Origin of the sequence: Neptunitalea chrysea, assembly GCF_027924145.1 — a bacterium.
Lineage (GTDB): Bacteria > Bacteroidota > Bacteroidia > Flavobacteriales > Flavobacteriaceae > Neptunitalea > Neptunitalea chrysea.
Window position 1 is genome coordinate 147,192 of the sequence record NZ_BRVP01000006.1, and the last position, 23,171, is coordinate 170,362.

General features: G+C 33.5%; 25 protein-coding genes and 1 tRNA gene. 14 read left to right on the forward strand and 12 right to left on the reverse strand.

All coding sequences use genetic code 11. From position 1 onward, the window contains the following. Positions 1 to 190 precede the first annotated feature (190 nt). The 12 genes from trpA to NBRC110019_RS05895 form a co-directional block, all read right to left on the reverse strand. Complete coding sequence (gene trpA / locus NBRC110019_RS05840) at positions 191 to 949, reverse strand: tryptophan synthase subunit alpha (protein ID WP_281753208.1); 759 nt, start codon at positions 947 to 949, stop codon at positions 191 to 193. Further along, positions 942 to 2,036 (reverse strand): family 10 glycosylhydrolase, encoded by a 1,095-nt coding sequence (locus NBRC110019_RS05845; RefSeq protein ID WP_281753210.1) that lies wholly within the window; start codon positions 2,034 to 2,036, stop codon positions 942 to 944. The genes trpA and NBRC110019_RS05845 overlap by 8 nt, the downstream gene beginning before the upstream one ends. Further along, positions 2,033 to 3,061 carry a carbohydrate-binding family 9-like protein gene (locus tag NBRC110019_RS05850; protein WP_281753212.1) on the reverse strand — a complete coding sequence of 343 codons (1,029 nt, stop codon included), beginning with the start codon at positions 3,059 to 3,061 and terminating at the stop codon, positions 2,033 to 2,035. Before NBRC110019_RS05850 ends, NBRC110019_RS05845 begins: the two co-directional genes overlap by 4 nt. A gap of 74 nt (positions 3,062 to 3,135) precedes the next feature. After that, positions 3,136 to 4,317, reverse strand: a complete 1,182-nt coding sequence (gene trpB / locus NBRC110019_RS05855) for a tryptophan synthase subunit beta (RefSeq protein WP_281753214.1) — start codon at positions 4,315 to 4,317, stop codon at positions 3,136 to 3,138. A gap of 16 nt (positions 4,318 to 4,333) precedes the next feature. Beyond that, entirely contained in the window at positions 4,334 to 4,969 is a 636-nt protein-coding gene (locus tag NBRC110019_RS05860; RefSeq protein ID WP_281753216.1) for a phosphoribosylanthranilate isomerase, read from the reverse strand. Then, complete coding sequence (gene trpC / locus NBRC110019_RS05865) at positions 4,966 to 5,751, reverse strand: indole-3-glycerol phosphate synthase TrpC (protein WP_281753217.1); 786 nt, start codon at positions 5,749 to 5,751, stop codon at positions 4,966 to 4,968. Before trpC ends, NBRC110019_RS05860 begins: the two co-directional genes overlap by 4 nt. Positions 5,752 to 5,756: 5 nt before the next feature. Beyond that, the gene (gene trpD, locus NBRC110019_RS05870; RefSeq protein WP_281753218.1) at positions 5,757 to 6,752 is read right to left on the reverse strand and encodes an anthranilate phosphoribosyltransferase; all 996 of its coding nucleotides are present in this window, start codon (positions 6,750 to 6,752) and stop codon (positions 5,757 to 5,759) included. A 51-nt stretch (positions 6,753 to 6,803) separates the two neighbouring features. After that, positions 6,804 to 7,373 (reverse strand): anthranilate synthase component II, encoded by a 570-nt coding sequence (locus NBRC110019_RS05875; RefSeq protein WP_281753220.1) that lies wholly within the window; start codon positions 7,371 to 7,373, stop codon positions 6,804 to 6,806. A 10-nt stretch (positions 7,374 to 7,383) separates the two neighbouring features. Continuing rightward, positions 7,384 to 8,784 carry an anthranilate synthase component I family protein gene (locus tag NBRC110019_RS05880; protein ID WP_281753222.1) on the reverse strand — a complete coding sequence of 467 codons (1,401 nt, stop codon included), beginning with the start codon at positions 8,782 to 8,784 and terminating at the stop codon, positions 7,384 to 7,386. A gap of 544 nt (positions 8,785 to 9,328) precedes the next feature. After that, a complete protein-coding gene (locus NBRC110019_RS05885; protein ID WP_281753224.1) occupies positions 9,329 to 9,889 on the reverse strand; it encodes a YceI family protein in 561 nt (186 codons plus the stop codon). 27 nt (positions 9,890 to 9,916) lie between these two features. After that, positions 9,917 to 10,549 carry an NAD(P)H-dependent oxidoreductase gene (locus NBRC110019_RS05890; RefSeq protein ID WP_281753226.1) on the reverse strand — a complete coding sequence of 211 codons (633 nt, stop codon included), beginning with the start codon at positions 10,547 to 10,549 and terminating at the stop codon, positions 9,917 to 9,919. 5 nt (positions 10,550 to 10,554) lie between these two features. Continuing rightward, positions 10,555 to 11,004 carry a MarR family winged helix-turn-helix transcriptional regulator gene (locus tag NBRC110019_RS05895; protein ID WP_281753227.1) on the reverse strand — a complete coding sequence of 150 codons (450 nt, stop codon included), beginning with the start codon at positions 11,002 to 11,004 and terminating at the stop codon, positions 10,555 to 10,557. 219 nt (positions 11,005 to 11,223) lie between these two features. Here NBRC110019_RS05895 and NBRC110019_RS05900 point away from each other — a divergent pair, with 219 nt between their 5' ends. The 14 genes from NBRC110019_RS05900 to NBRC110019_RS05965 all read left to right on the forward strand — a co-directional run bounded on the left by NBRC110019_RS05900 (position 11,224) and on the right by NBRC110019_RS05965 (position 23,168). Then, positions 11,224 to 11,820, forward strand: a complete 597-nt coding sequence (locus NBRC110019_RS05900; RefSeq protein WP_281753229.1) for a TlpA disulfide reductase family protein — start codon at positions 11,224 to 11,226, stop codon at positions 11,818 to 11,820. Then, positions 11,817 to 12,446 (forward strand): thioredoxin family protein, encoded by a 630-nt coding sequence (locus NBRC110019_RS05905; RefSeq protein WP_281753231.1) that lies wholly within the window; start codon positions 11,817 to 11,819, stop codon positions 12,444 to 12,446. The genes NBRC110019_RS05900 and NBRC110019_RS05905 overlap by 4 nt, the downstream gene beginning before the upstream one ends. Positions 12,447 to 12,505: 59 nt before the next feature. After that, on the forward strand, positions 12,506 to 12,811 hold the full coding sequence (locus NBRC110019_RS05910; RefSeq protein WP_281753233.1) for a rhodanese-like domain-containing protein: 306 nt from the start codon (positions 12,506 to 12,508) through the stop codon (positions 12,809 to 12,811). 59 nt (positions 12,812 to 12,870) lie between these two features. Further along, the gene (locus NBRC110019_RS05915) at positions 12,871 to 14,145 is read left to right on the forward strand and encodes a DUF2851 family protein (RefSeq protein ID WP_281753235.1); all 1,275 of its coding nucleotides are present in this window, start codon (positions 12,871 to 12,873) and stop codon (positions 14,143 to 14,145) included. A 27-nt stretch (positions 14,146 to 14,172) separates the two neighbouring features. Further along, positions 14,173 to 14,400 carry a PspC domain-containing protein gene (locus NBRC110019_RS05920; protein WP_281753236.1) on the forward strand — a complete coding sequence of 76 codons (228 nt, stop codon included), beginning with the start codon at positions 14,173 to 14,175 and terminating at the stop codon, positions 14,398 to 14,400. Between the two features lie 3 nt (positions 14,401 to 14,403). Beyond that, positions 14,404 to 15,423: a potassium channel family protein gene (locus tag NBRC110019_RS05925; protein WP_281753238.1), complete on the forward strand. Its 1,020-nt coding sequence runs from the start codon at positions 14,404 to 14,406 to the stop codon at positions 15,421 to 15,423. Positions 15,424 to 15,522: 99 nt separating this feature from the next. Next, complete coding sequence (locus NBRC110019_RS05930) at positions 15,523 to 17,181, forward strand: alanine/glycine:cation symporter family protein (protein ID WP_281753240.1); 1,659 nt, start codon at positions 15,523 to 15,525, stop codon at positions 17,179 to 17,181. A gap of 15 nt (positions 17,182 to 17,196) precedes the next feature. Next, on the forward strand, positions 17,197 to 18,096 hold the full coding sequence (locus NBRC110019_RS05935; RefSeq protein ID WP_281753242.1) for a ComEA family DNA-binding protein: 900 nt from the start codon (positions 17,197 to 17,199) through the stop codon (positions 18,094 to 18,096). 675 nt (positions 18,097 to 18,771) lie between these two features. Beyond that, on the forward strand, positions 18,772 to 19,914 hold the full coding sequence (locus NBRC110019_RS05940) for an acyl-CoA dehydrogenase family protein (RefSeq protein ID WP_281753289.1): 1,143 nt from the start codon (positions 18,772 to 18,774) through the stop codon (positions 19,912 to 19,914). 116 nt (positions 19,915 to 20,030) lie between these two features. Next, positions 20,031 to 21,407: an alpha-amylase gene (locus NBRC110019_RS05945; protein WP_281753244.1), complete on the forward strand. Its 1,377-nt coding sequence runs from the start codon at positions 20,031 to 20,033 to the stop codon at positions 21,405 to 21,407. A gap of 72 nt (positions 21,408 to 21,479) precedes the next feature. Beyond that, positions 21,480 to 21,674, forward strand: a complete 195-nt coding sequence (gene rpsU / locus NBRC110019_RS05950) for a 30S ribosomal protein S21 (RefSeq protein ID WP_281753245.1) — start codon at positions 21,480 to 21,482, stop codon at positions 21,672 to 21,674. An 84-nt stretch (positions 21,675 to 21,758) separates the two neighbouring features. Then, positions 21,759 to 22,652 (forward strand): tyrosine-type recombinase/integrase, encoded by an 894-nt coding sequence (locus NBRC110019_RS05955; protein WP_281753246.1) that lies wholly within the window; start codon positions 21,759 to 21,761, stop codon positions 22,650 to 22,652. Between the two features lie 47 nt (positions 22,653 to 22,699). Further along, positions 22,700 to 23,002, forward strand: a complete 303-nt coding sequence (gene hpf / locus NBRC110019_RS05960; protein ID WP_281753248.1) for a ribosome hibernation-promoting factor, HPF/YfiA family — start codon at positions 22,700 to 22,702, stop codon at positions 23,000 to 23,002. 92 nt (positions 23,003 to 23,094) lie between these two features. Then, positions 23,095 to 23,168 (forward strand) — tRNA-Thr (locus NBRC110019_RS05965). Positions 23,169 to 23,171: the final 3 nt, after the last annotated feature.

A 23,171-nucleotide genomic window follows, 5' to 3' on the forward strand; every position in this document is an offset into this window, starting at 1 on the left:
CCATATAAGTAGCCTTTTATCATATAGTTATTTTAAAAAAAGTGAACCTATTTTTTGGCATCATACTATACCTATTAATTCGATTTGAAATGTAATAGGGTTAACATCTTTAACGTTCAATTTTCATAAGTTTTTAATAGCGGCATTTCAGGTAGGGGATGCCTTGAAAGGTTATTTTATACAAGAATCTTTAATCAAAAATAAAGAAATCTTTAATTTTGATTAAATCATATGTTTTAATATGTTTTACAAATGCCGACCCTATAATAGCTCCTTTAGCATAGGTAGTAGCCGTATTAAAAGTGTCTGTATTACTAATACCAAAACCTACTATTTGAGGAGTTGTTAGCTGTAAGTCGGCTATACGCTTAAAATATGCTATTTGTGCATCTCCAAAAGCATTTTGGGTACCAGTAACACTAGCGGAACTTACCATATAAATAAATCCATTAGAAATACTATCTATAAATTGAATACGCTCATCACTGGTTTGAGGTGTTATTAAGAAGATGTTTATCAATCCGTATTTTTCAAAAATAGCTTGGTATTCTTCGTGGTACACATCTACAGGTAAATCTGGGATAATAAGCCCATCTATACCTATAGAAGCACATTTTTTACAAAAATCTTCCACCCCGTATTGTAGCATAGGGTTAAAGTATCCCATAATAATTAATGGAATGGTTACTGATTCACGAATGTTTGCTAGCTGATTAAATAATAGCTCTGTAGTCATTCCGTTTTTCAATGCTTGTGTAGAGCTTTCTTGTATGGTAGGTCCATCGGCTAAAGGATCACTAAAAGGTAACCCTATTTCTATGATATCGGTGCCGGCTTTTTCCAATTCTTGAATAATGGTTGTGGTATCATTCAGATTAGGGTATCCAGCTGTAAAATATATTGACTTCAGTTTTTTATCTTCTTCCAGTTTTTGTGCTATTCTATTCATGGTGTAATTCTTTATGCAATTTTTTTAATACATTTTGTTGTTCAGCAGATAAATCATCTGCGGTAAATATAGAGATGCCTTTTGCACCTTTTTCTTTAGCTAATAAGATGGCTTTTTCTAAATCTTTCTCGCTTTTAAGTGCCGGACTATATAATCCTGCTATCACCGGAAAATCTACACTTTGTACTCCTTGCTCGGTTGCAAAGCCTATCCAATTAATGTTTTGACGATAGAAGTTTTGGTATAGCATAGGAAATGCCATATCTAAATCCCAATCGTTCCAAGCTTGTCTTACCATTTGACGTGACATTTCAGGAAATGGAAAAACAGCTGCCGTCAGTTTTACGTTTTTTTGATGTGCCATTTCGGCAATTTCATTTACTAACGAGGTTACTGCATTTAAACGGTATTGTCGCCATTCAGTGCTCAGTTCTGGGTGCTTCATTTCAATAGGGTCTATACCAAATAAGTCTTGGAAGCCTTTTCTTGCAATCGGGTGATAGTCGTAATCATACTCTGGCATTTCATGGTCTTGAACCAGTCCGTATTTTGGTTGTAAATCGCTCCCCAATATTACATCAACATAGCGTACATAATCTAAATGTACAGATGCTAATCCTTCTACTTCTAAAAGTTTAGCTACATTACTTTTAATATAGTTACGAGCTTCTGGATGAAACGGACTTAACCATTGGTAATAGTCAACATAGGCTCGATAATCTAATGAGTTGTCGCCATTTCTGTTAACGGCATACCATTCCGGATGTTTGTTAGCAATGGTATCATTGGGGCGGTTTAAAGTCCACATCCATGCGTGGACTTTTATATGATGCTTATTAGCTAGTGGTACTAGTTGTGTAAGCACTTTTGGTTTAGCACCAACTTGTATTTCAGTAATACCCAAACTATCGTAATGCGTTAATTTGGTTTCCCATTTTTCTGTATCAAATGCATCACCTGCATGTACCCATGAAGCAAATATAAAATAGTCTGAAGTTTTAGGTTCAGTAGTTGTTGCAGTTTGTTCCTTTTTGGTGTTTGTACAACTCACAAAAAGAATTGAAATGATCAACATGATTTTTTTCATGGGGTAACGGAATTTAGAATACCTTCTTCATTAATTACATAGGTATGTGCGGTTTCATTACTGTTTATAACAAACTCAAACCCAATATTGGTTTTAATAAACTCAGCGTTTACAGTTTTACCAGTGTCATAGGTTACCTTATAGAATCTTTTAGTTTCGGCAGGTAAGCTTTGTAATTTCTTTAACGAGTTAAATTTTGTTTCTCTAAATAAGGCATAGGCGGTTTGCTTTATTTTTAAATCAATCTCCTGCTTATAGGGAACATTTTTTGCTGAGGTTTTTTCGGTAAACTGAATGTAACCCCATTTTTCAGGTTCGTGCATATTAATCACTTTCTGATTACTCCATACCCAATTGTATTCTGGTAAAAACGTACTGTTTTTCTTTTTTCTGTAATATCTACCGTTAATAAGATCATAATCCCATTCTACTCTTGAAAAATTTAAACGCCATTGCTCACCTTCTTTAGGGATGGCATGACTTCCTTTTAGTTCTGAAATAGCTTTAAGTGGAATGGCAATTTCCACCGTCCATCCGGTATCTGTATCCTTCGGATTATTGATAGTTCCCTGAATATTTACCGCCGATTTTAATTCCTTTAAATCCCAATGATTATTTGGTTTGCCACTAACTCTATACGGTTTATCTAAATGTAAATCCCATACGGTGTTAAAGGCATTTATTTCTATTTCACCATAATTTTTGGTGGTGTTTGAAGGATCTATAAATATTTCAAAATCGTTGTTATAAAAAATAATGGTATCTCGTTGTTTTAGTGTTGCCCATACATGAGGTTCTTCCAATTCTGCATATACGTATAGATAGGTATCATCCCAAAGCATTTTTACTTGGGTGTTGTATTTGGGCTGTTTAATACCTTCTATATCTATAAAGCTATCTGTATAACTGGTTTTTGCCCAATCCTTTTCACTTGCTTTTCCATCTATGGTAATGGGTTGGGTAGTTTTGGTAACTATGTAATGCTTAGGAACCACTATGAGATTGGAAACATTTATGGTTTCCATTTTTTTAGTGTTTTGAGCAAAACAAGAATAGCTTAAAACAAAGGTAAACCAAACGAGGTACTGAATAGGTTTCATTATAAATTAAAATGTTTGATATAGGTATCTAAATCTTTATCTCCGCGCCCAGAAAGGTTTATAATAACAATGTCATCTTCTTTAAACTTTCTTTCTTTTAGTATGGCAAACGCATGAGCACTTTCAATAGCTGGAATAATACCTTCTAATTGCGTAAGCTCTATACCTGCTTCCATGGCCTGATTGTCTGTTATAGCAATAAATTCGGCTCTTTCTGATTTAAACAAATGTGCATGTAATGGTCCAACTCCTGGATAATCTAACCCTGCCGAAATAGAGTACGGTTCCGTGATTTGTCCGTCTTTGGTTTGCATTAATAGGGTTTTACTACCATGAATAATTCCTTCATTACCCAATACAGAAGTAGCAGCACTTTCACCACTATTTACACCATGACCAGCAGCCTCAACAGCAATTAGGTTTACTTGTTCTTCATCTAAAAAATGATAGAATGCACCTGCCGCATTACTTCCGCCACCTACACAAGCTACTACGTGATTAGGGTGCTCGGTTCCCTCATGCTCTAATAACTGCTTTTTAATCTCTTCAGAAATTACACTCTGAAAACGGGCTACCATATCAGGATACGGATGCGGTCCTACAACCGACCCAATAATGTAATGGGTATCAACCGGATTGTTAATCCAGTCTCTAATGGCTTCATTGGTAGCATCTTTTAAGGTTTTACTTCCTGAGGTGGCAGCAATTACTTCTGCTCCTAACATTTTCATACGAGCTACATTGGGTGCCTGGCGAGCAATATCTATTTCGCCCATATAAACAATACACTTCATGCCCATTAAGGCACATACAGTAGCGGTAGCAACCCCATGCTGACCTGCGCCGGTTTCGGCAATAATACGGGTTTTACTCAAACGCTTTGCCATGAGTATTTGACCAATAGTATTATTCACTTTATGGGCTCCGGTATGGTTTAGGTCTTCACGTTTCAGGTATATCTTGGTCTTATATTTATCTGAGAGACGCTTTGCAAAATAAAGAGGCGAAGGACGTCCAACATAATCTTTCAGGAGTTTTTGAAATTCTTGTTGAAAATCTTCCTCCTGCATTATGTTAATATAGTTTTGGCGTAGCTCTTCTACATTAGGGTAGAGCATTTCGGGGATGTAAGCACCTCCAAATTCTCCGTAATATCCTTTTTCATTTACATGATAACTCATAGTCTTCAGGTTATATTTATAGTTGAACGGCCCCAAGTTCCGTTTTAAATTGTTTTAGTTTATCTCTATTTTTTAATGCTGGTGCTATTTCAAATTTACTGTTTACATCTATAGCATAACATTTTTGTGCAATGGGTAATTTAAAAAAATCGGTGAGCTGGGGTACAGATTCCAAACCAATACCTCCACTTAAGAAAAAAGGCGTGGAGGAAGTGTATTCTTTTAAAACACTCCAATCAAAGGTATATCCGTTACCTCCAGGTAAAGTTCCTTTGGTATCAAATAGGAAAAAATCAACGAAATCTTCATATGGAGATAACGTTTTAAAATCGAATTGATCTTTGATAGAAAACACTTTTATCACTTCAATATTTGGTAAATTCTTTTTTAGTTGCTCACAAAAAGTAACCGATTCATTACCATGTAACTGCAAAGCTTTTAAGTTATATTGAGTAATTACTCTGGTAATATACTCTAATGAGCTATTTACAAAGACTCCGGTTTTAATAATAGCTTTTGGTAATTCTGGTAAACTATCAGAAACATAACGAGGCGATTTTTCATAAAATATAAAGCCCATATAATCTGGTTGTAAATTAGCAACCTCAATTATATTCTCTTTATATTTCATTCCGCAAATCTTTAGTTTCATTTGGTCAGCTCTTTTATAAATTCAGTAGCACTTTTTCCTGGGTTATCCGTTTTCATAAAATTTTCTCCAATAAGAAAACCTTTGTAACCATAAGGTTGTAATTCTTTAATAGCACTCACAGTACTTATACCACTTTCAGAGACTTTTATAAAATCATCTGGTATTAAGGGAGATAACGATTTGCTTGTATCAAGACTTACTTCAAAAGTTTTTAGGTTTCTGTTATTTACTCCTAGCATGTCTAAACTAGGCATCACCGATTTTTCTAACTCTTCCTGATTATGAACTTCCAGTAACACATCTAAGTCTAAGCTTTTAGCAAGTTCAGAAAGTGTTTTAATTTCAGCACGACCCAAAATAGCAGCAATAAGTAATATAGCATCGGCTCCATAGGCTTTAGCCTCCAATAGCTGATATTCATCTATAATGAATTCTTTTCTTAATAAAGGTATATTGGTAGAAGCTCTGGCCAATACTAAATCGTCTAAAGAGCCACCAAAGTATTTACCATCGGTTAAAACAGACATACCGCATACGCCTGCATTTGTATACCCTTTGGTTACGTCTTGTACATTAAGATTATAGTTAATAACCGATTTAGAAGGAGAACGTCTTTTATGTTCGGCTATGATACCCGAATCACTCTCTTTTAATTTGGTCGCCAGTGAGAAGGTAGGCTTCTCAAACAAAACAGATTGCTCTAGTTGCGAAACCGGAATCAATGCTTTTTTAAGGGCTACTTCTTTATGCTTGTCAAAAACTATTTTATCTAAAATATTCATACCTATTAATTTTGACTAAGCGTTCTTAAGGTTTGAAAACTAGCTAATGCTTTCCCTGATAGTAAGGATTCTTTTGCGATATCAAAGCCTTCCTTAGGGGGGAGTTTTTTAACGGTTGCAATGGCGGTACCAGCATTAGCGCAAACTACATTGGTTTGAGCTTCGGTACCTTTTCCGTTTAATACATTTAAAAATATTTGAGCTGTACCTTCAATGGTATCAGTACCTTTTATAGCTTTCTGAGAATGTGAAGCAACCCCAAAATCTTGTGCAGTTAACATTTGCTCAGAAGTATTGGTTATAGCTTTGGTAGTTCCGGTAAGCGATATTTCATCGTACCCATCTAATGCATGTAGGATGGTGTAGTTTTTATCGGTTTTTTGGTACAGGTAGCTATAAATACGTGCTAACTCTAAACTAAAGACTCCTACCATTTGATTTTTAGGAAACGCCGGATTAATCATAGGACCTAACATATTAAAAAAGGTTTTAACGCCAAGCTCTTTTCTAATAGGTCCTACATTTTTCATAGCCGGATGAAATAGTTGAGCATGCAAGAAACAAATATTAGCTTTATCAATAGACTTCTTTAAAAAATCCTGATCGCTGGTAAACCTAATACCCAAATGTTCCATTACATTACTAGAGCCACATTTGGAAGATACTCCGTAATTACCATGTTTAGCTACATGAACACCTGCTCCGGCTGTTACAAAAGAAGCTAGCGTAGAGATGTTAAAAGTGTCTTTACCATCACCTCCTGTACCACACAGGTCTATAGTTTCATAACCGTTCAAGTCTACAGGGATACATAATTCTAATAAGGCATCTCTAAAACCTTCTAATTCCTCAGTGGTTACGCTTCGCATCATATAAACGGTTAAAAAGGCTGCTATCTGACTGGTGTTGTATACTCCGTTAGAGATGTTTACCAATACATTTCTGGCTTCTTCTTTAGAGATAGTTTCGTGATTTATAAGTCTGTTTAATATTGCTTTCATTTTTGATAAAAATTAAATTGAGATAAAAATTAATAGTGTAATAATGGTGTACTAAGAACTTTTAAGCCAATTTTCTAATATCTTTTTCCCATACGGAGTTAATACAGATTCAGGGTGGTATTGCACACCACAAACATCATAGGCAACATGGCGTAACGACATAATTTGGTTGTTTTCATCTATAGAAGTAATTTCTAACTGCTGAGGTAACTCTTCATCTGCTACTACCCACGAGTGATATCTTCCTACTTCCATATTATCGGGTAGGTCTGTAAATAATACATCCTCTTTTACTTTGGTAACATTGGTAGCTACTCCATGATATACTTTGTTAAGATTGGTAAGTTTACCACCAAAAACTTCTCCTATAGCCTGTAAGCCTAAGCATACCCCAAAGATGCTTTTAGTAGGGGCATAGGCTTTAATGATATCTTTCAAAAGTCCAGCTTCATTTGGGATTCCCGGTCCAGGCGATAACACAATTTTATCAAAAGGAGCAACCTCTTCAAGGGTTAGCTGGTCATTTCTTTTTACAGTTACTTCGCAATCTAAATCTTCAAGGTAATGAACGAGATTATAAGTGAAGCTGTCGTAATTATCTATAACTAATATTTTTTTCATTTTCTGCAATTTAAATGTCTTTGGCCATTTCAACGGCTTTGGTTAATGCGCCTAGCTTATTGTATACTTCTTGTAATTCAGATTCTTCATTTGATTCAGAAACCAATCCTGCACCGGCTTGGTAGTGAAGTTCATGATTCTTACTTAAAAAAGTTCGAATCATGATGGCATGATTAAAGTTGCCTTTAAAGTCCATAAATCCAATGGCTCCACCGTAAAAGTCACGGTTATTTTTTTCATACTTTTCTATAAGTTGCATGGCCATATGTTTAGGAGCACCACTTAGTGTACCTGCAGGGAAGGTATCTGCTACTACCTGCATGGTAGGTATTTCGGGTTTCTTTTTACCGGTTACTTTAGAAACTAAGTGAATTACATGCGAAAAAAATTGTACCTCTTTATAGGTGTCAATAGTAACATCGGTACCATTTCTACTTAGGTCATTTCTAGCAAGGTCTACCAGCATAACATGTTCACTATTTTCTTTTTCATCGGCAGCAAGTTTGGTAGCTAGCTCAGCATCTTTGGTATCATTACCTGTTCTTTTAAAAGTACCAGCAATAGGGTGAATCTCTGCAATACCATTGTTTACAACTAATTGCGCTTCCGGTGAGCTACCAAAGATTTTAAAGTCTCCATAGTCAAAATAGAAAAGGTATGGAGACGGATTAATACTTCTTAAAGCACGGTAAACATTAAACTCATCCCCTTTAAATTTTTGAGAAAAACGACGGCTTAATACCAATTGAAATATATCTCCTCTATAAGCATGTTTTTTAGCTAGTTGTACTTGTTCTTTGTATTCCTCATCTGTTAATACAGAAGTAGGTTCACTTTCTGTAGTAAAGGAGTAGGTAGCAAAGTTTCTTGAACTTAGAAGCGTTTTAATTTCTGCTATATTATTTTCTTTTTCATAGCAATGCGCAAAAATATATGCTTCGTTTTTAAAGTGGTTAATGGCTATTATATTTTGGTAAACAGAATAATAGACATCGGGAATATGAAGTGAGTTTTCTTTTTTAGAAATTTCAATGTCTTCAAAATACTGTACAGCGTCATACGCAAGGTATCCGAATAATCCACGGTTAATGAATTTAAAAGGTGATTCTGCTACCTCAAATTGTTGTGCAAATGAATTAATCTCAGACGGAACGTTAATGTCTTTAGTAATAGTAGTTTCCACAGTAGAACCATCAGGATATGATTTTTTTAGAAGGTTGTTCTCTATGGTAATGTTGGCTATAGGGTTAAAGCAAACATAAGAAAAACTGTTGTTGTTTGCATGGTAATCGCTACTCTCTAACAGTATACTATTAGGGTAATGGTCTCTTATTTTAAGATACACACTCACCGGAGTAATGGTGTCGGCGAGTAGGTGTTTGTAATGTGATTCTAGTTTGTAGGTTTTCATTTTTGTTTAATTTTTTGAATAAAAAAAAGGCTTGTCGTGAAATGACAAGCCTTTTTGTATATGTTTTTAATACTTATATAGGTGCTTTGCTCACGACGTCTGACGTAAGTTATACCACCACCAAGTATTTGTAATTCTCATTTTCATTCTTTGTTAATGTTAGGTCAAATATAGAAAGGTTAAATTAAATTTCAAAGAGGTAAATACAATAAATAGTATATTTAAGAGTATTTAATATAAATTGAAGTTATGAAGCAGTCTGAAATAGCTCATTTATACAGCAGAGCAGGTTTCGGAATTTCTCCGTTAAAACAGAATTCTTTAAATTTTAAACAAGAAAAAGTTATCTGAAGCGACAAACAAATCTTCAATAACCTTCTTCTTGTTTAAAATTTAAAGATGATAGTTTTAAAAGCAGAAAATTATCTTTGGTAAAGTACCTATAATAAGCATAATTAAATAACAAATAAAAAAGATCGCTAATGATAATTAGCGACCTTTCTGCCTTAAATATTTCGGCTTGGTTTGGGGTATTTATTTCTTTTTAGAACTGTAAGTCAACAACTAAGTCAAACTCATCATAGATGGTTTTATCTCCTAAGTTGTCAAAGAAACTACCAGAACCGTATCTTACATCATATTCAGAACGGTCAATTTTTACAGTAGCAGTAGCTTTGCTTCCATATACAGACATGTCAAAAGTTACAGGTTTTGTTGTTTTCTTGATAGTTAAATTACCTGTTACTTTATAACTGTTTTTTCCAGTAGACTTTACTTTAGTAATCACTAATTTGGCAGTAGGGTAGTTAGATACTCCGAAGAAATCATCAGATTTTAAGTGACCATCTAATTTACCTTTCATGTCTCCTTCAAGGTCAGTAGCACCAATAGTAGTCATATCAATAACAAATTCACCACCAGTTAACTTGCTGTCGTCAAATTTTAAGGTACCACTTTTAAGATCTACTGTTCCTTCATGAGAACCTGTTACTTTGTAACCTTTCCAAGTAACGGTGCTTTCACCTGTTTTAATTGTTTTTGATTGTGCATTTACAGTAACTACTGTTACTAATGCTAAAGCTAAAATTGCTAATCTTTTTTTCATTTCTTTTGTTTTAAAAAATTTGTGTAATTATATAGTTATAAATAATTCCTCTGCTGATTTTCTTACTTTCGTTGCATGTTGTAACAAATCGTTTTCACTTCTGTATCCTATTGTAGCAATAACTGCAGTAGCTAACCCTTTTTCCTCTAACCCTAAAATTTCGTCAAATTGTTCACTACTGAAACCTTCCATAGGACAAGCATCTATATTTAGAGCAGCAGCAGCAGAAAGTAAATTGCCTAAGGCAATATAACATTGCTTAGCAGCCCAAATAGCTTTGTGCTCTTGAGGCAAACTAACAATAGCCCCATTAATAGCACCGCTGAATCCGGCTAGGTCTTCTATGGAAACATTTCTGGTTTCGCTTATATTTTTCATATAGGTAGCAACATCTTCAGCCGTTACATCTGTTTTTGCTGCAAATACAATTACTTGAGAAGCATCGGTTAATTGAGTTTGATTATACGCTGCTTCTTTAAGCTTGGCTCTTACTTCCGGATTTTCAATGATTAATATTTCATAAGGTTGTAAGCCGTAAGAAGAAGCACTTAATTGTAAAGCCTTTTTTAAGGTTTCTAGGTCTTCTGAACTAATTTTTTTACTGCTATCAAATTGTTTTGTAGCATATCTCCATTCCAAATTTTCAATATAGGTACTCATAATTTTTAAGATATAAATTTTTCTAAAAGTGTATTTAATGTATTTAATTCTTCTTCATTTAGGTTGTTGGTAAAATGCTCTTCATATGCAAGCACCAAGGGATCTAAAATAGACAGAAGTTCTAGTCCTTTTTGGGTAATTAGTACTTCCATTTTTCTTCTGTTATTTTTACAAATATTTCGTGTAACTAAATCCTTTTTGAGCAACTTATCTACAAGTCGAGTAGTGTTACTGGTTTTGGCTATCATTCTATCCTGAATGTCACACATGTTTATAGGGAGACCTTTTTGACCTCTTAAAATACGCAAAACATTAAATTGTTCAGTCGACATATCAAAAGGTTTTAACCCTACATAAAGGGTTTCATTTAATTTAGATTGAGAATACAATAAGTTTAAAATTACCTTTTTTGACAATGTGATGTTTTCTGATTTAATGATTTCCTCTATTTTCATTTTACATTACAAAATTTGTATATACAAATGTATTGTTATTTTTAGATGAACACTCAAAATATATGTTAAAATTTCACAAAAAAATGGGGGAGTTTATTTTTGTATTCAATAGATTTACAATGGGTTATAGAAGTACATATGTTAAAATACTTATAAAATGCTAAATGGCGGGTTATTATTTTATAATATTATAGGAAAATGATATTTTTAATTAAATATATGATGCAAAAGATTATTTTTTATTTTATTTTAACGGTTTTACTAATTGGAATTGTTTCTTGTGATTCATCTTCGAAGGAAAATGACAAGACCGAAGAAACATCTCATCAGGTTATACAAACAAATACGAAGACCAAACCAAAAGAAAACGTAGTTTATACGGTAGGAGAAAAGAAAGTACCACAAATGGACTTCTCAGAATTGGAGCGTAAAGTACTTTCTCAAAGCAATAATAAAACGTATGTTGTTAATTTTTGGGCAACATGGTGCGCACCATGTGTAAAAGAGTTACCACATTTTGAAGCACTTAATGCTAAGTATAAAGATAAAAATGTAGAGGTGATACTTGTGAGTTTAGATTTCCCTGATAAAGTAGATACACAGTTAGTACCTTTTATTAGAAAAAAAGATTTACAGAGTAAGGTGATTTTTTTAAATGATAGTAATATGAATGAATGGATACCTAAGGTGTCTAAGAATTGGTCGGGTGCAATACCGGCCACTCTAATATATAACAAAGAAAATAGAACGTTTTATGAGCAATCTTTTACGTTTGAAGAATTAGAATCAGCATTAACTAAAACCTTAATACTATGAAGATATTTAAAATTTTAAGCGTAATATCCATTGCAATTTTAGCTATGGCCTTTGTTCCTAGTACTATATTAAATAAAAATAAAGTAGCCAAAGGATATGTAATAGGGGATAGTATAAAAGACTTTACTTTAAAAAATGTAGATAACAAAGAAGTATCATTTAGTGACTATGCTTCAAAAAAAGGGGTTATTGTAATATTCACCTGTAATAGTTGCCCATTTGCTAAAGCTTATGAAAGTCGTATTATGGATTTAGATAAAAAATATGCTGCCAAAGGAGTGCCAGTTATCGCCATAAACCCTAACAACCCTACTATAAAGCCCGAGGATAGTTTTGAGAATATGCAAAAAAGAGCAAAAGCCAAAGGATACACATTTCCTTATTTATTTGATGCCAAACAAACGGTTTATCCTGTTTTCGGAGCAACAAAAACTCCTCATGTATTTTTAATACAGAATACCAAAAAAGGCGGGGTGGTTAAATATATAGGTGCTATAGACGATAATGCGTTTGATGCTACTCAAGTAAAAGTAAAGTATTTAGAAAATGCTGTAGATGCAATGCTTCAGGGGAAAGAAATAGAAACAAAAACAACCAAAGCTATTGGTTGTAGTATTAAAGCATAATATATAAGTACTTTGAAGTTATACTATAAATGTTATTTTTGTTTAAAATATAATTGGTCATGAATTTATCTCAAGAAGAATGGGCAGAACAGTTTAAAAACGACGATAATGCCTTTTTATTAGATGTAAGAACTCCTGAAGAGTTTGAGGAAGTACATATTCCTGGTGCTACTAACATTGATATTCATAAAGGTCAAGGCTTTGTATATGAAGTTGATGAGCTTGATAAGAGTAAAAATTTTTATGTGTATTGTCGGTCTGGTGCAAGAAGTGCTAAGGCTTGTGAGGTACTAAATCAGTTAGGAGTAGCTAATACCTATAATTTATTAGGTGGTATTTTAGACTGGAAAGGGGAAACAGAATAAGGAAACCCTCAAAGATAAGAACAAAAAAATCCCGTATTTACACGGGATTTTTTGTTTTTATGAAAGAAGATTTTTTACATTATTTATGGAAGTTTAAGAAAATAGATTTTCGTAACAGTAAAACAACCAACGGATTATCTATAGAGGTTAAACGTTTTGGGGTGTATAATGAACTATCAGGAGCTGATTTTTTTAATGCCTTAGTGTTAATAGATGGACAGTATTGGGCAGGGAATATAGAAATGCATTTACGTTCTTCCTATTGGTTTATGCATGGCCATGAAAAAGATGCCGCTTACAATAATGTGATACTTCATGTAGTTTGGGAACACGATGTTGAAGTTTTTAATAGCAATAATCAGCCAATTCCTGTGTTGGAACTTAAAAATGTTGTTCCTGCTTCATTACTTAATACCTATCTAAAATTAGTAGAAAGTAAGCACCACTTTATAAATTGTGAGCACAGTTTATCGAGTATTGATAGTTTTGTTATAGAGTCTTGGTTAGAGCGATTGTATATTGATAGGTTAAGGGAAAAATCGATGGTTATACAGGAGATGCTAAAGCATTCTAATAACAATTGGGAAGCTGTATTGTTTAAGTTGTTAATGAAGAATTTTGGCGGGAATATTAACGGTGCGGCTTTTTTAAGTATAGCAAATAGTTGTGACTTTTCTATAATCCGAAAATTTATGCATGATAGGGACTTATTCGAGAGTTTTTTATTTGGTCAGTCGGGGCTATTGGAGTCCGAAATCCCTTCTTCTTACGAGAAAATGCTTTATGAAAACTATCAATTTTTATGTTCAAAATTCAATCTAAGTAAATTGGGGGTTTTACCTATTCAATTTTTTAAATTGAGACCGCACAATTTTCCTACTATTCGATTTTCTCAATTGGCAGGAGTGTATAAGGAGACGTCAAGTTTGTTTAGTTTACTTATAGAAGCCAATACTTTTAAGGAGATAAAAGAAATTATAAAGGTAAAGACCTCTGGCTTTTGGGAGAAGCATTATACCTTTAATAAAAAATCGAATAAGGTGGTAAAGTGTATTTCAGATAGTTTTATTCATTTACTTATAATAAATACTATTATCCCACTTAAATTTTGTTACCTGAATTACAAAAGTACAGTTGATACAGACCCGTTATTAAAGGTTCTATACGATTTACCTCCCGAGAAGAATAGTATTGTTGCAAATTTTGTTAGCTGTAATTTAAAAGTAAAGAATAGTTTGCATTCACAGGCTTTACTACATCTATATCAGAATTTGTGTAGTAAGAATAAATGCCTACAATGTGTCTTAGGAGTAAAGCTTTTAAAGGAAGAATAACTCAATATAATTGCTATCTTTACATTTATGAAATGGTTTGAAAACTTAAAATATTTTTTTGAAAGAAACGGATTTGAGGTTTCATCAAGATTTGCAGATCGGTTAGGGATGACGGCAAAAAATATACGCCTATTCTTTATTTACTTAACGTTTGCAACATTTGGTATTTGGTTTGCCGTGTATTTAACATTGGCTTTTTTGCTAAGGTTAAAAGATCTTGTTTATACCAAACGTTCTTCTGTTTTTGATTTATAATGTATGTTTAAACTTTTCAGAGCTCGGCTTTATATAGCAATTTTTTTGTTAATTACCATGATTGCGAGTGGCGTAGCGGGGTACCGTCTTATAGCTGGTTATTCATGGGTTGAGTCTGTTTGGATGACCATGATTACAGTGTCTACTGTAGGATTTAGTGAAGTGCATCCAACTAATGATGCTACAAAAATATTTACTATTGTCTTAATTGTATCCAGCCTTTTTGTAATAGCGTATTCTGTATCTGTAGTAACAGAGTATTTACTTGCAAGAAGCACCATTTACAATGTAAAATACAGACGTATGAAAAAGAAAATTGATGCACTCAAAAACCATGTAATCATATGTGGTTATGGAAGAAACGGAAAACAAGCTGCTGAAAAACTAAAAGCTTATAAAAGACCTTTTGTAATTGTAGAAAGAGATGAAGAAATCACCAATCAGATTCCAGATGACTTTTTATATATACTCGGGAGTGCTAATGAAGATGAATTTTTGTTATCGGCTGGGGTAGATAGAGCAGGGTGTTTAATTACAGCATTACCTGATGATGCGTCTAATTTGTTTATTGTACTTTCAGCAAGACAATTAAATAAGAATCTTAATATAATAAGTAGAGCTTCAAATGAAACTTCTTTAAAAAAATTACAGTTGGCAGGAGCAAATAAAACTGTAATGCCAGATAAGATTGGAGGAGATCATATGGCAGCCATGGTGGTGTTACCCGATTTGGTACATTTTATGGATCAACTGGCATTTGAAGGAAAGTCACTGATTAATTTAGAGGAAATTTCTATTGATGATATTTCAAGAGGACATAAGATAACTTCTATCTTAGATTTAGATATTCGTAAGCGAACAGGGTGTAATGTAATAGGATATAAAAAGCCTAATGGGGAATATATAGTTAATCCGGAAAGTACATTATTACTAGAATCGCATTCGAAATTAATTGTACTTGGAAGACCTGAACAAATTTTAAAATTAAATGAGCTTTTTCGCATAGAATCTAATGAATTTTAGAATAATAATAGCTTAAACTTGATTATTGGTTAAATTTTTATGAAATTGCGGCAACTTGAAAATAAAAGTTAATTTTTATTCAATTCAACTAATCTTTTTATGGAGAAGCGATTTCTTTCAATTCTATTGGCGTTAACGCCATTTTTTACATTTGCACAATCAGAGAAAAGTTTTGCAGAGTCGATAAATGAGGCATTTGCTAAATACACTACACCTATTGTAGAGGCTATTTTTTATCCTGTTACTATAGCAGGAAAAGATATGCCAATAGTAATTATCATATTATTGGCTGGAGCTTTATTCTTTACAATCTATTTTAAAGGGGTAAACTTTAGATATTTAAAATTATGTATTAAAACAGCCTTTGGTAAATACGATCATTTAGATGCTCACGTACCGGCTGACGAAGATATAGAAGTTGTTGACGGAGAGATTCAAGGGGCTGTAAAGTATGAAGGAGATGTGCCTGGTGAGGTAACTCACTTTCAGGCATTAACGGCATCACTTTCGGCTACCGTTGGATTAGGTAATATTGCCGGTGTTGCTGTTGCTATTGCATTAGGTGGGCCAGGAGCTACCTTATGGATGATCTTAGCGGGGATTCTTGGTATGGCGTCTAAATTTGTAGAATGTACTTTGGGTGTTAAATATCGTGAAGTAGATAGTAATGGGAAAACGCATGGTGGACCTATGTATTACTTAACTGCTGGATTTAAGGAGCTAGGAGTAGCTCGTTTAGGTAAGGTATTAGCGGTTTTCTTTGCAATTATGTGTATTGGAGGTTCATTTGGTGGTGGTAATATGTTTCAGGCAAACCAAGCGGCTTCACAAATTATAGAGCTAACTGGTTGGGAGAGCTCAGATGCAGGAATGTATTTAGGTTTTGTAATGGCTATTATTGTAGGATTGGTAATTATTGGGGGTATTAGTCGTATTGGTAAAGTAACAGAGAAAATTGTGCCTGTAATGGCATTAATATATATAGGTGCAGGGTTGGTAATTATTGGTATTAATTATGATATGATACCTTTTGCATTTGGTGAAATATGGGATGGAGCTATTAACCCTGATGCTGCATTTGGTGGTATAGTAGGGGTGTTAATCGTTGGTTTCCAAAGAGCTGCTTTCTCTAATGAGGCAGGTGTAGGTTCTGCGTCTATTGCACACGCGGCAGTAAAAACGAGATATCCTGCGTCTGAAGGCTTAACTGCATTATTGGGACCATTTGTAGACACGGTGATTATTTGTACAATGTCTGCTGTAGTAATTGTTATTACCAACGCCAAACACCATATTTTTGAATATGGTAAAGTAGATGGCTCTAATGTAATGTTGAATTCAACAAAAGAACTAATTGGGGGTGTTGATTTAACTTCTGTAGCATTCGATTCAGCAATACCTCACTTTTCTTATATTTTAGGTATAGCTGTAGTGTTATTTGCTATTTCATCTATGATCTCTTGGTCTTATTATGGATTACAATCATGGAAGTATCTTTTTGGTAAAGGAAAGATATCTGATATTGTTTATAAAATATTGTTTTTAATTTTTGTTGTAGTTGGTTCTGCTGCTAGTTTAGATGCTGTTGTGGGGTTTTCAGATGCTATGATTTTTGCTATGGTATTTCCTAATATAATTGGTCTTGTAGCATTATCACCGAAGGTTAAGAAAGAATTGATAAAATATTTTAATGCAATTAAAATTGACAAAATGGATGCAGATATCTCTGATCAGGCAACCGTGAAAAAGGTCAAATAATTAATTAGACATAATATGAAAAATTTAAAATCCCATTTCAGATTTCATAAGAAGGAACGAAATGGGATTTTTTCTTTACTTCTCCTTATTGCTGTATTACAAACTGCTTATATTGGTTTTCGTTGGTTGCATAATGATGATGAATATATAAATACAGAAAATACGATTGCTATGAATATCTATATTGATAGTATTGCCAATGCATCTGCTGTGTTAAAATCTAAACCACTTTTCTTTAATCCTAATTATATCGATGATCGTAAAGGATATCTTTTAGGGATGTCAGTCGAAGAAATTGATAGATTGTTAAAATATCGTAAAGAGGGTAAGTTTGTGAACTCGGCTAAAGAGTTTCAAAAGGTAACTATGGTTTCTGATGTTTTATTAGACAGTATATCTTCATATTTTAAATTCCCGGAATGGACTCAAAAGAAAAATAAATCAATAACTACTAATAAAGGAATTACTAATAAGGTAATTAAAATTGACTTTACTGAAACTCCTAATGCCATAAAAAAGGATATTAATACGGTAACAAAGGAAGAATTAATTGTTTTTAAAGGAATAGGAAACGTATATGCTAATAGAATTTTAGCGTATAGAAATAAGCTTCATGGATTTAGTATTGATGATCAGCTATATGAAATTTGGGGAATGGAAGAGGCATTGATTACACGTTTATTAGAAGCGTATACGGTTGGTACTTCGCCTGAAATTGACAAATTAGATATTAATTCTGTTTCACTTAAAGAGCTTAGTAAGAATCCTTATCTTACATATAGTATGGCAAAATCAATACTGATATATCGCAGTAAAAAGGGAATAATTAATAGTTTTGATGAGCTTTCCCAGATAGATAGTCTCTCCGTTAAGATTGTAAAACGACTGCCTCTTTATTTTTACATAAAAGAATAAAATACCTATTACAAGAATTAGTTAAACGTGTGTTTGCCAATTTTGTAATGGCGTATGTCTAAATCTACTGAGTTTTGAGGGGATTAGTCTGCTTAAAATATATATTATTTGATAAGTGTTACTTATAGCGTTGCTTGTATTTGTTTATTATTTGGTCTAAATGGCTTATAATAAACTTAAAGTATAGTATGTATTTAGCAACAATTAGTACGATGTTATTGGTACAGGGTATTTTGATTAGTCTGTTGCTTATTTGTCTATAGGGTATTAAGGATACCACCAAAGCCGAAACCAAATTTATATTCTGAAGATGATGATGTTGTGGAACGGTAATTTGAATACTAGTTTAGCAATACATTTTTTTAATAGAAATAAGTTTTTTTGTAGTAGAATCCTTAAATGCCTATAAAGTTCTGTAATTATATACGGTAAAAGTCAAGTTACTATCACTATAATTGCTAAATCTATTTTAAAATATAAAGGTGTCAAATTAAATATTACTACCTTTGAAATACGATGGATAGATAAGTTAAATTATATAGTAGATAATTACTTCCCAATTTTTTTAAAAATAAATAACAAATACAGTAATAATTTTGATAAATCCTTTATTTTTAACTAAAATAATTTTATAAGGATAAGTATAAATATATGGATATAGAGACATCAGTTAACATGAACTTTGAGTATTCAGAAACTCAACAAATGGTAGCAGAATCGGCAAGAGATTTTGCGGTACAATATATTAAACCCTACGTTAGAGAATGGGACGAAAACCAAACCTTTCCGGTAGAGGTATTTAAGAAAGCTGGAGAACTTGGATTTATGGGAGTTTTGGTACCTGAAATCTACGGAGGGTCGGCATTAGGATATCATGAATATGTTGCTGTTATAGAAGAAATTTCAAAAATAGACCCATCAATAGGGTTATCTGTGGCTGCGCATAATTCATTATGTACAAATCATATTTTGTCATTTGGAACAAAAGAGCAAAAGATGAAATGGTTACCAAAATTGGCTACAGCAGAATGGATTGGTGCTTGGGGGTTAACAGAACATAATACGGGTTCCGATGCAGGAGGAATGAACACTACTGCTGTTAAGGAAGGTGATTACTGGATTCTTAATGGAGCTAAAAACTTTATTACCCATGGTAAAAGTGGTGATGTTGCCGTGGTGATTGTTAGAACTGGAGAGAAAGGAGATAGCAGAGGAATGACAGCTTTTGTAATAGAAAAAGGAACTCCTGGTTTTTCTAGCGGAAAGAAAGAAGATAAATTAGGTATGCGTGCAAGCGAAACCACAGAGTTGGTTTTTCAGGATTGTAGAATACCAGACGCTAATAGATTAGGGGAGATAGGAGAAGGGTTCATCCAAGCGATGAAAATTTTAGATGGAGGTAGAATCTCTATTGCGGCACTTTCTTTAGGGATAGCTAAAGGAGCTTATGAAGCGGCACTTAAATATGCTAATGAGCGTGTACAGTTTGGAAAGCCAATTAGTGCATTTCAAGGAGTGTCTTTTAAATTGGCTGATATGGCTACGCAAATAGAAGCGTCTGAGCTTTTAATACATAAGGCTTCTTTTCTTAAAAATGCGCATAAACCTGTCACCAAAATTGGAGCAATGGCAAAGATGTATGCATCTGAGGCATGTGTGTCAATAGCTAATGAGGCTATACAAATACATGGCGGGTATGGCTATACAAAAGATTTTCCGGTAGAAAAATTTTATAGAGATGCTAAATTATGCACTATAGGGGAGGGTACTACCGAAATACAAAAAGTAGTTATTTCACGAAAAATACTTGCCGAATAAGGCTTGTATTTTAAGAAGTTATTAACACTATAACGTTTAAGTAAGTGGTGTTTTGCTTATACTGTATTTTTTACTGGTTTAATATTGTAAATTGATAAAAATTAAACCAGTAAAATATGAAAAAAGCAAATTTATTCTTTAGTTTTTTGATTTTAGTAGCTATTGTAGGTTGTTCAAAAGACGATCTTAATCTTCAAGAAGAGGCTACAGAAGATATCATTGTTAAGAAAACCGTTGATTTAAACGGATTTAGAAGTGCCGGTTCTGGAGTTATGATGCAAGCATTCTATTGGGATGTTCCAGCAGGTGGTGTGTGGTGGGATACCCTATCTACTAAAATTGCTTCGTGGAGTAGTGCGGGTATAGATGCTATTTGGTTGCCGCCGGCAAGTAAAGCTCAAAACGGACCTTTTTCTATGGGGTATGATCCGTTTGATTATTATGATTTTGGTAGTTATGACCAGATGGGAAGTATTGAAACTCGTTTTGGATCATTAACAGAGCTTCAAAATCTTATTTCTACAGCCCATAGTGCTGATATGAGTGTTATTGCTGATATTGTGATAAATCATAATAGCGGTGGTAATTATGAATTTAATCCGTTTGTAAGCGATAGTACTTGGACAGATTTTCAACCGGCCTCTGGTAATTTCCTTAGATCTTATTACGATTTCCATCCTAACGATTATCATAGTTATGATTCAGGTTCTTTTGGGGGGTATCCTGATATGTGTCACCATAAAACCTATGTTCAAGATTGGTTATGGAATAACTCTAATTCGGTGGCTAAGTATTATATGAATACGATGGGCTTTGATGGTTGGCGTTTTGATTATGTTAAAGGATTTGAGCCTTGGGTAGTTCATGATTGGGTAAACGAAGTTGGAGGATTTGCAGTAGGCGAGTACTGGGATAGTAATGTTTCTACCTTAGATTGGTGGACAGGCGAAGCAAATGCTAGTGCGTTTGATTTTGCATGTTATTATGCTATGAGAGATGCTTTATCGAATAACGATTTAACCTATTTAAATGGAGATATGTTATGGAAAACAAATGCGTCTAGAGCAGTTACCTTTGTAGCGAATCATGATACCGATGAAATTTATAATAATAAAATATTAGCCTATGCGTATATTTTAACGCATGAGGGGTATCCTACGGTATTTTATCAGGATTATGAAGAGTGGTTAGATAAGGATGCGTTAAATAATTTAATTTGGATTCATAACAATTTGGCTAGTGGTAGTACCGAAATACTACATGTAGATAATGATGAGTACATAGCAAAAAGAAATGGGTACAATGCTAACGGATTAATTGTGTATATTAATAATAGTGATAGTTGGTTAGAAAGATGGGTGCCAACTAACTGGAGTAGTACGGTAATTAAAGATTATACAGGAAATTCCTCTTGGGAACCAACCACACAGTCAGGTACTTGGGTTAAAATTCAGGCACCACCACATGGGTATACTGTTTGGTCTACAAAATAATTAAAAATTTTCTTTGGTATAAAAATTATATTCTTAATTTTGCCGTTCCAAAAGAGAGGAGGTGATAAAGATATGTTAGTAATACCGATTAAAGAAGGAGAAAATATAGATAGAGCATTAAAGCGCTATAAGAGAAAATTTGATAAAACTGGTACTATGCGTCAGCTAAGAGGGCGTCAACAGTTTACAAAACCTTCTGTTGCTAAAAGAGTAGAAGTTCAGAAAGCTCAATATGTTCAGCATTTAAGAGATCAGGAACAAGTATAAGTATATTGATCTTATATAATAAATTTAGAATCCCGCTATACGCGGGATTTTTTTGTTTATATTGGTGTGTAGAATTACTTAGGTATGGATTCATTAGAAGCATTTATAAGGTATTTAGAGTCAGAGAAGAATCATTCCAAACATACGGTGCTTGCTTATGTAAAGGATATTGATTTTTTCAAAGGGTATTGTTTAGCAGCGCATGATGTTCAGGTGATAGACGAGGTGCCTTATGTGTTAATAAGGAGTTGGATAATTCAATTGGTTTCAGATGGGATATCTAATAGGAGTATAAATAGAAAAATAGCTTCTTTAAAGGCGTATTATAAATTTCTGCTTAAAGTTGGTAAAATTGAGGTAAGTCCTTTGGCTAAACATGTTCCTTTAAAAGTGGCTCAAAAGGCTGAAGTTCCTTTTTCGGAATCGGAGATCACAAAAGTTTTAGAGGTTTTGAATACAGATAATTCTTTTGTTGGGATTAGGAATAAATTAGTGGTAGAGTTGTTTTATGCTACAGGTATAAGGCGGAGTGAGTTGATTCATATAAAGATGTCTGATATAGATTTGAGTATGTGTACTTTAAAGGTCTTGGGTAAACGTAATAAAGAACGTATTGTGCCATTGTTACCCTTTGTGATAGAAACTTTTCAGAAATACAGGGGTTTGCGTGCTGAAATAACAATAGATCAGGGTGTTAATTATTTATTTGTAAGTGAGGCCGGAAATAAAGTTTCTGAATCATTTGTTTATCGATTAATAAATAACTATTTTAGTATAGCATCATCAAAGGTAAAAAAGAGTCCACATGTTTTACGACATAGCTTTGCGACTCACTTACTAAACAATGGTGCTGATCTTAATTCTGTGAAAGAATTGTTAGGACATGCGAGTTTGGCGTCTACTCAGAATTACACGCATACTAGTATTGCGGAGCTAAAGAAGAGTTATGCTGGGGCGCACCCCAGAAACAAACAATAGAAGTTTCACAGAATAAAATAAATGTTGAACTTTAAATGTTGAGTAAAATGAAAGTAAACACACAATCTGTAAATTTTACGGTAGATGGAAAATTAGTTGATTTTATCCAAAAAAAATTAGATAAATTAGATCATTACTATGACAAAGTCATATGTGCAGACGTCTACCTAAAGGTTGAAAACACCAGTGCTAAAGAAAATAAGATTGTTGAGATTAAGGTGTCTGTTCCTGGAGATGAGTTTATTGTGAAAAAACAACGTAAGAGTTTTGAGGAGGGAGTAGATGATGTGGTAGGTTCTTTAGAGCGCATACTTATTAAAAGAAAAGAAAAAGTAAGGGCGAATGCTTAAGATAAAAATTTTTCAAAAAATGTTTTGATTAAAAAAATAAATATATACATTTGCAGTCCGTTAGAAATAGCGGACTTTTTTTATGTAAAAAAGCCGATGTAGCTCAGCTGGCTAGAGCAGCTGATTTGTAATCAGCAGGTCGTGGGTTCGAGTCCCTCCATCGGCTCAA

Coding starts and splice junctions, on each gene's coding strand:
- hpf (WP_281753248.1), top strand. CDS start 22,700: ATGAAAGTAAACACACAATCTGTAAATTTTACGGTAGATGGAAAATTA.
- NBRC110019_RS05850 (WP_281753212.1), bottom strand. CDS start 3,061: ATGGAAACCATAAATGTTTCCAATCTCATAGTGGTTCCTAAGCATTAC.
- NBRC110019_RS05925 (WP_281753238.1), top strand. CDS start 14,404: ATGTTTAAACTTTTCAGAGCTCGGCTTTATATAGCAATTTTTTTGTTA.
- NBRC110019_RS05940 (WP_281753289.1), top strand. CDS start 18,772: ATGAACTTTGAGTATTCAGAAACTCAACAAATGGTAGCAGAATCGGCA.
- NBRC110019_RS05875 (WP_281753220.1), bottom strand. CDS start 7,373: ATGAAAAAAATATTAGTTATAGATAATTACGACAGCTTCACTTATAAT.
- NBRC110019_RS05930 (WP_281753240.1), top strand. CDS start 15,523: ATGGAGAAGCGATTTCTTTCAATTCTATTGGCGTTAACGCCATTTTTT.
- trpC (WP_281753217.1), bottom strand. CDS start 5,751: ATGAATATTTTAGATAAAATAGTTTTTGACAAGCATAAAGAAGTAGCC.
- trpB (WP_281753214.1), bottom strand. CDS start 4,317: ATGAGTTATCATGTAAATGAAAAAGGATATTACGGAGAATTTGGAGGT.
- NBRC110019_RS05845 (WP_281753210.1), bottom strand. CDS start 2,036: ATGAAAAAAATCATGTTGATCATTTCAATTCTTTTTGTGAGTTGTACA.
- trpD (WP_281753218.1), bottom strand. CDS start 6,752: ATGAAAGCAATATTAAACAGACTTATAAATCACGAAACTATCTCTAAA.
- trpA (WP_281753208.1), bottom strand. CDS start 949: ATGAATAGAATAGCACAAAAACTGGAAGAAGATAAAAAACTGAAGTCA.
- NBRC110019_RS05915 (WP_281753235.1), top strand. CDS start 12,871: ATGAAAGAAGATTTTTTACATTATTTATGGAAGTTTAAGAAAATAGAT.
- NBRC110019_RS05935 (WP_281753242.1), top strand. CDS start 17,197: ATGAAAAATTTAAAATCCCATTTCAGATTTCATAAGAAGGAACGAAAT.
- NBRC110019_RS05885 (WP_281753224.1), bottom strand. CDS start 9,889: ATGAAAAAAAGATTAGCAATTTTAGCTTTAGCATTAGTAACAGTAGTT.
- NBRC110019_RS05905 (WP_281753231.1), top strand. CDS start 11,817: ATGAAGATATTTAAAATTTTAAGCGTAATATCCATTGCAATTTTAGCT.
- NBRC110019_RS05900 (WP_281753229.1), top strand. CDS start 11,224: ATGATGCAAAAGATTATTTTTTATTTTATTTTAACGGTTTTACTAATT.
- NBRC110019_RS05890 (WP_281753226.1), bottom strand. CDS start 10,549: ATGAGTACCTATATTGAAAATTTGGAATGGAGATATGCTACAAAACAA.
- NBRC110019_RS05955 (WP_281753246.1), top strand. CDS start 21,759: ATGGATTCATTAGAAGCATTTATAAGGTATTTAGAGTCAGAGAAGAAT.
- NBRC110019_RS05860 (WP_281753216.1), bottom strand. CDS start 4,969: ATGAAACTAAAGATTTGCGGAATGAAATATAAAGAGAATATAATTGAG.
- rpsU (WP_281753245.1), top strand. CDS start 21,480: ATGTTAGTAATACCGATTAAAGAAGGAGAAAATATAGATAGAGCATTA.
- NBRC110019_RS05895 (WP_281753227.1), bottom strand. CDS start 11,004: ATGAAAATAGAGGAAATCATTAAATCAGAAAACATCACATTGTCAAAA.
- NBRC110019_RS05880 (WP_281753222.1), bottom strand. CDS start 8,784: ATGAAAACCTACAAACTAGAATCACATTACAAACACCTACTCGCCGAC.
- NBRC110019_RS05945 (WP_281753244.1), top strand. CDS start 20,031: ATGAAAAAAGCAAATTTATTCTTTAGTTTTTTGATTTTAGTAGCTATT.
- NBRC110019_RS05920 (WP_281753236.1), top strand. CDS start 14,173: ATGAAATGGTTTGAAAACTTAAAATATTTTTTTGAAAGAAACGGATTT.
- NBRC110019_RS05910 (WP_281753233.1), top strand. CDS start 12,506: ATGAATTTATCTCAAGAAGAATGGGCAGAACAGTTTAAAAACGACGAT.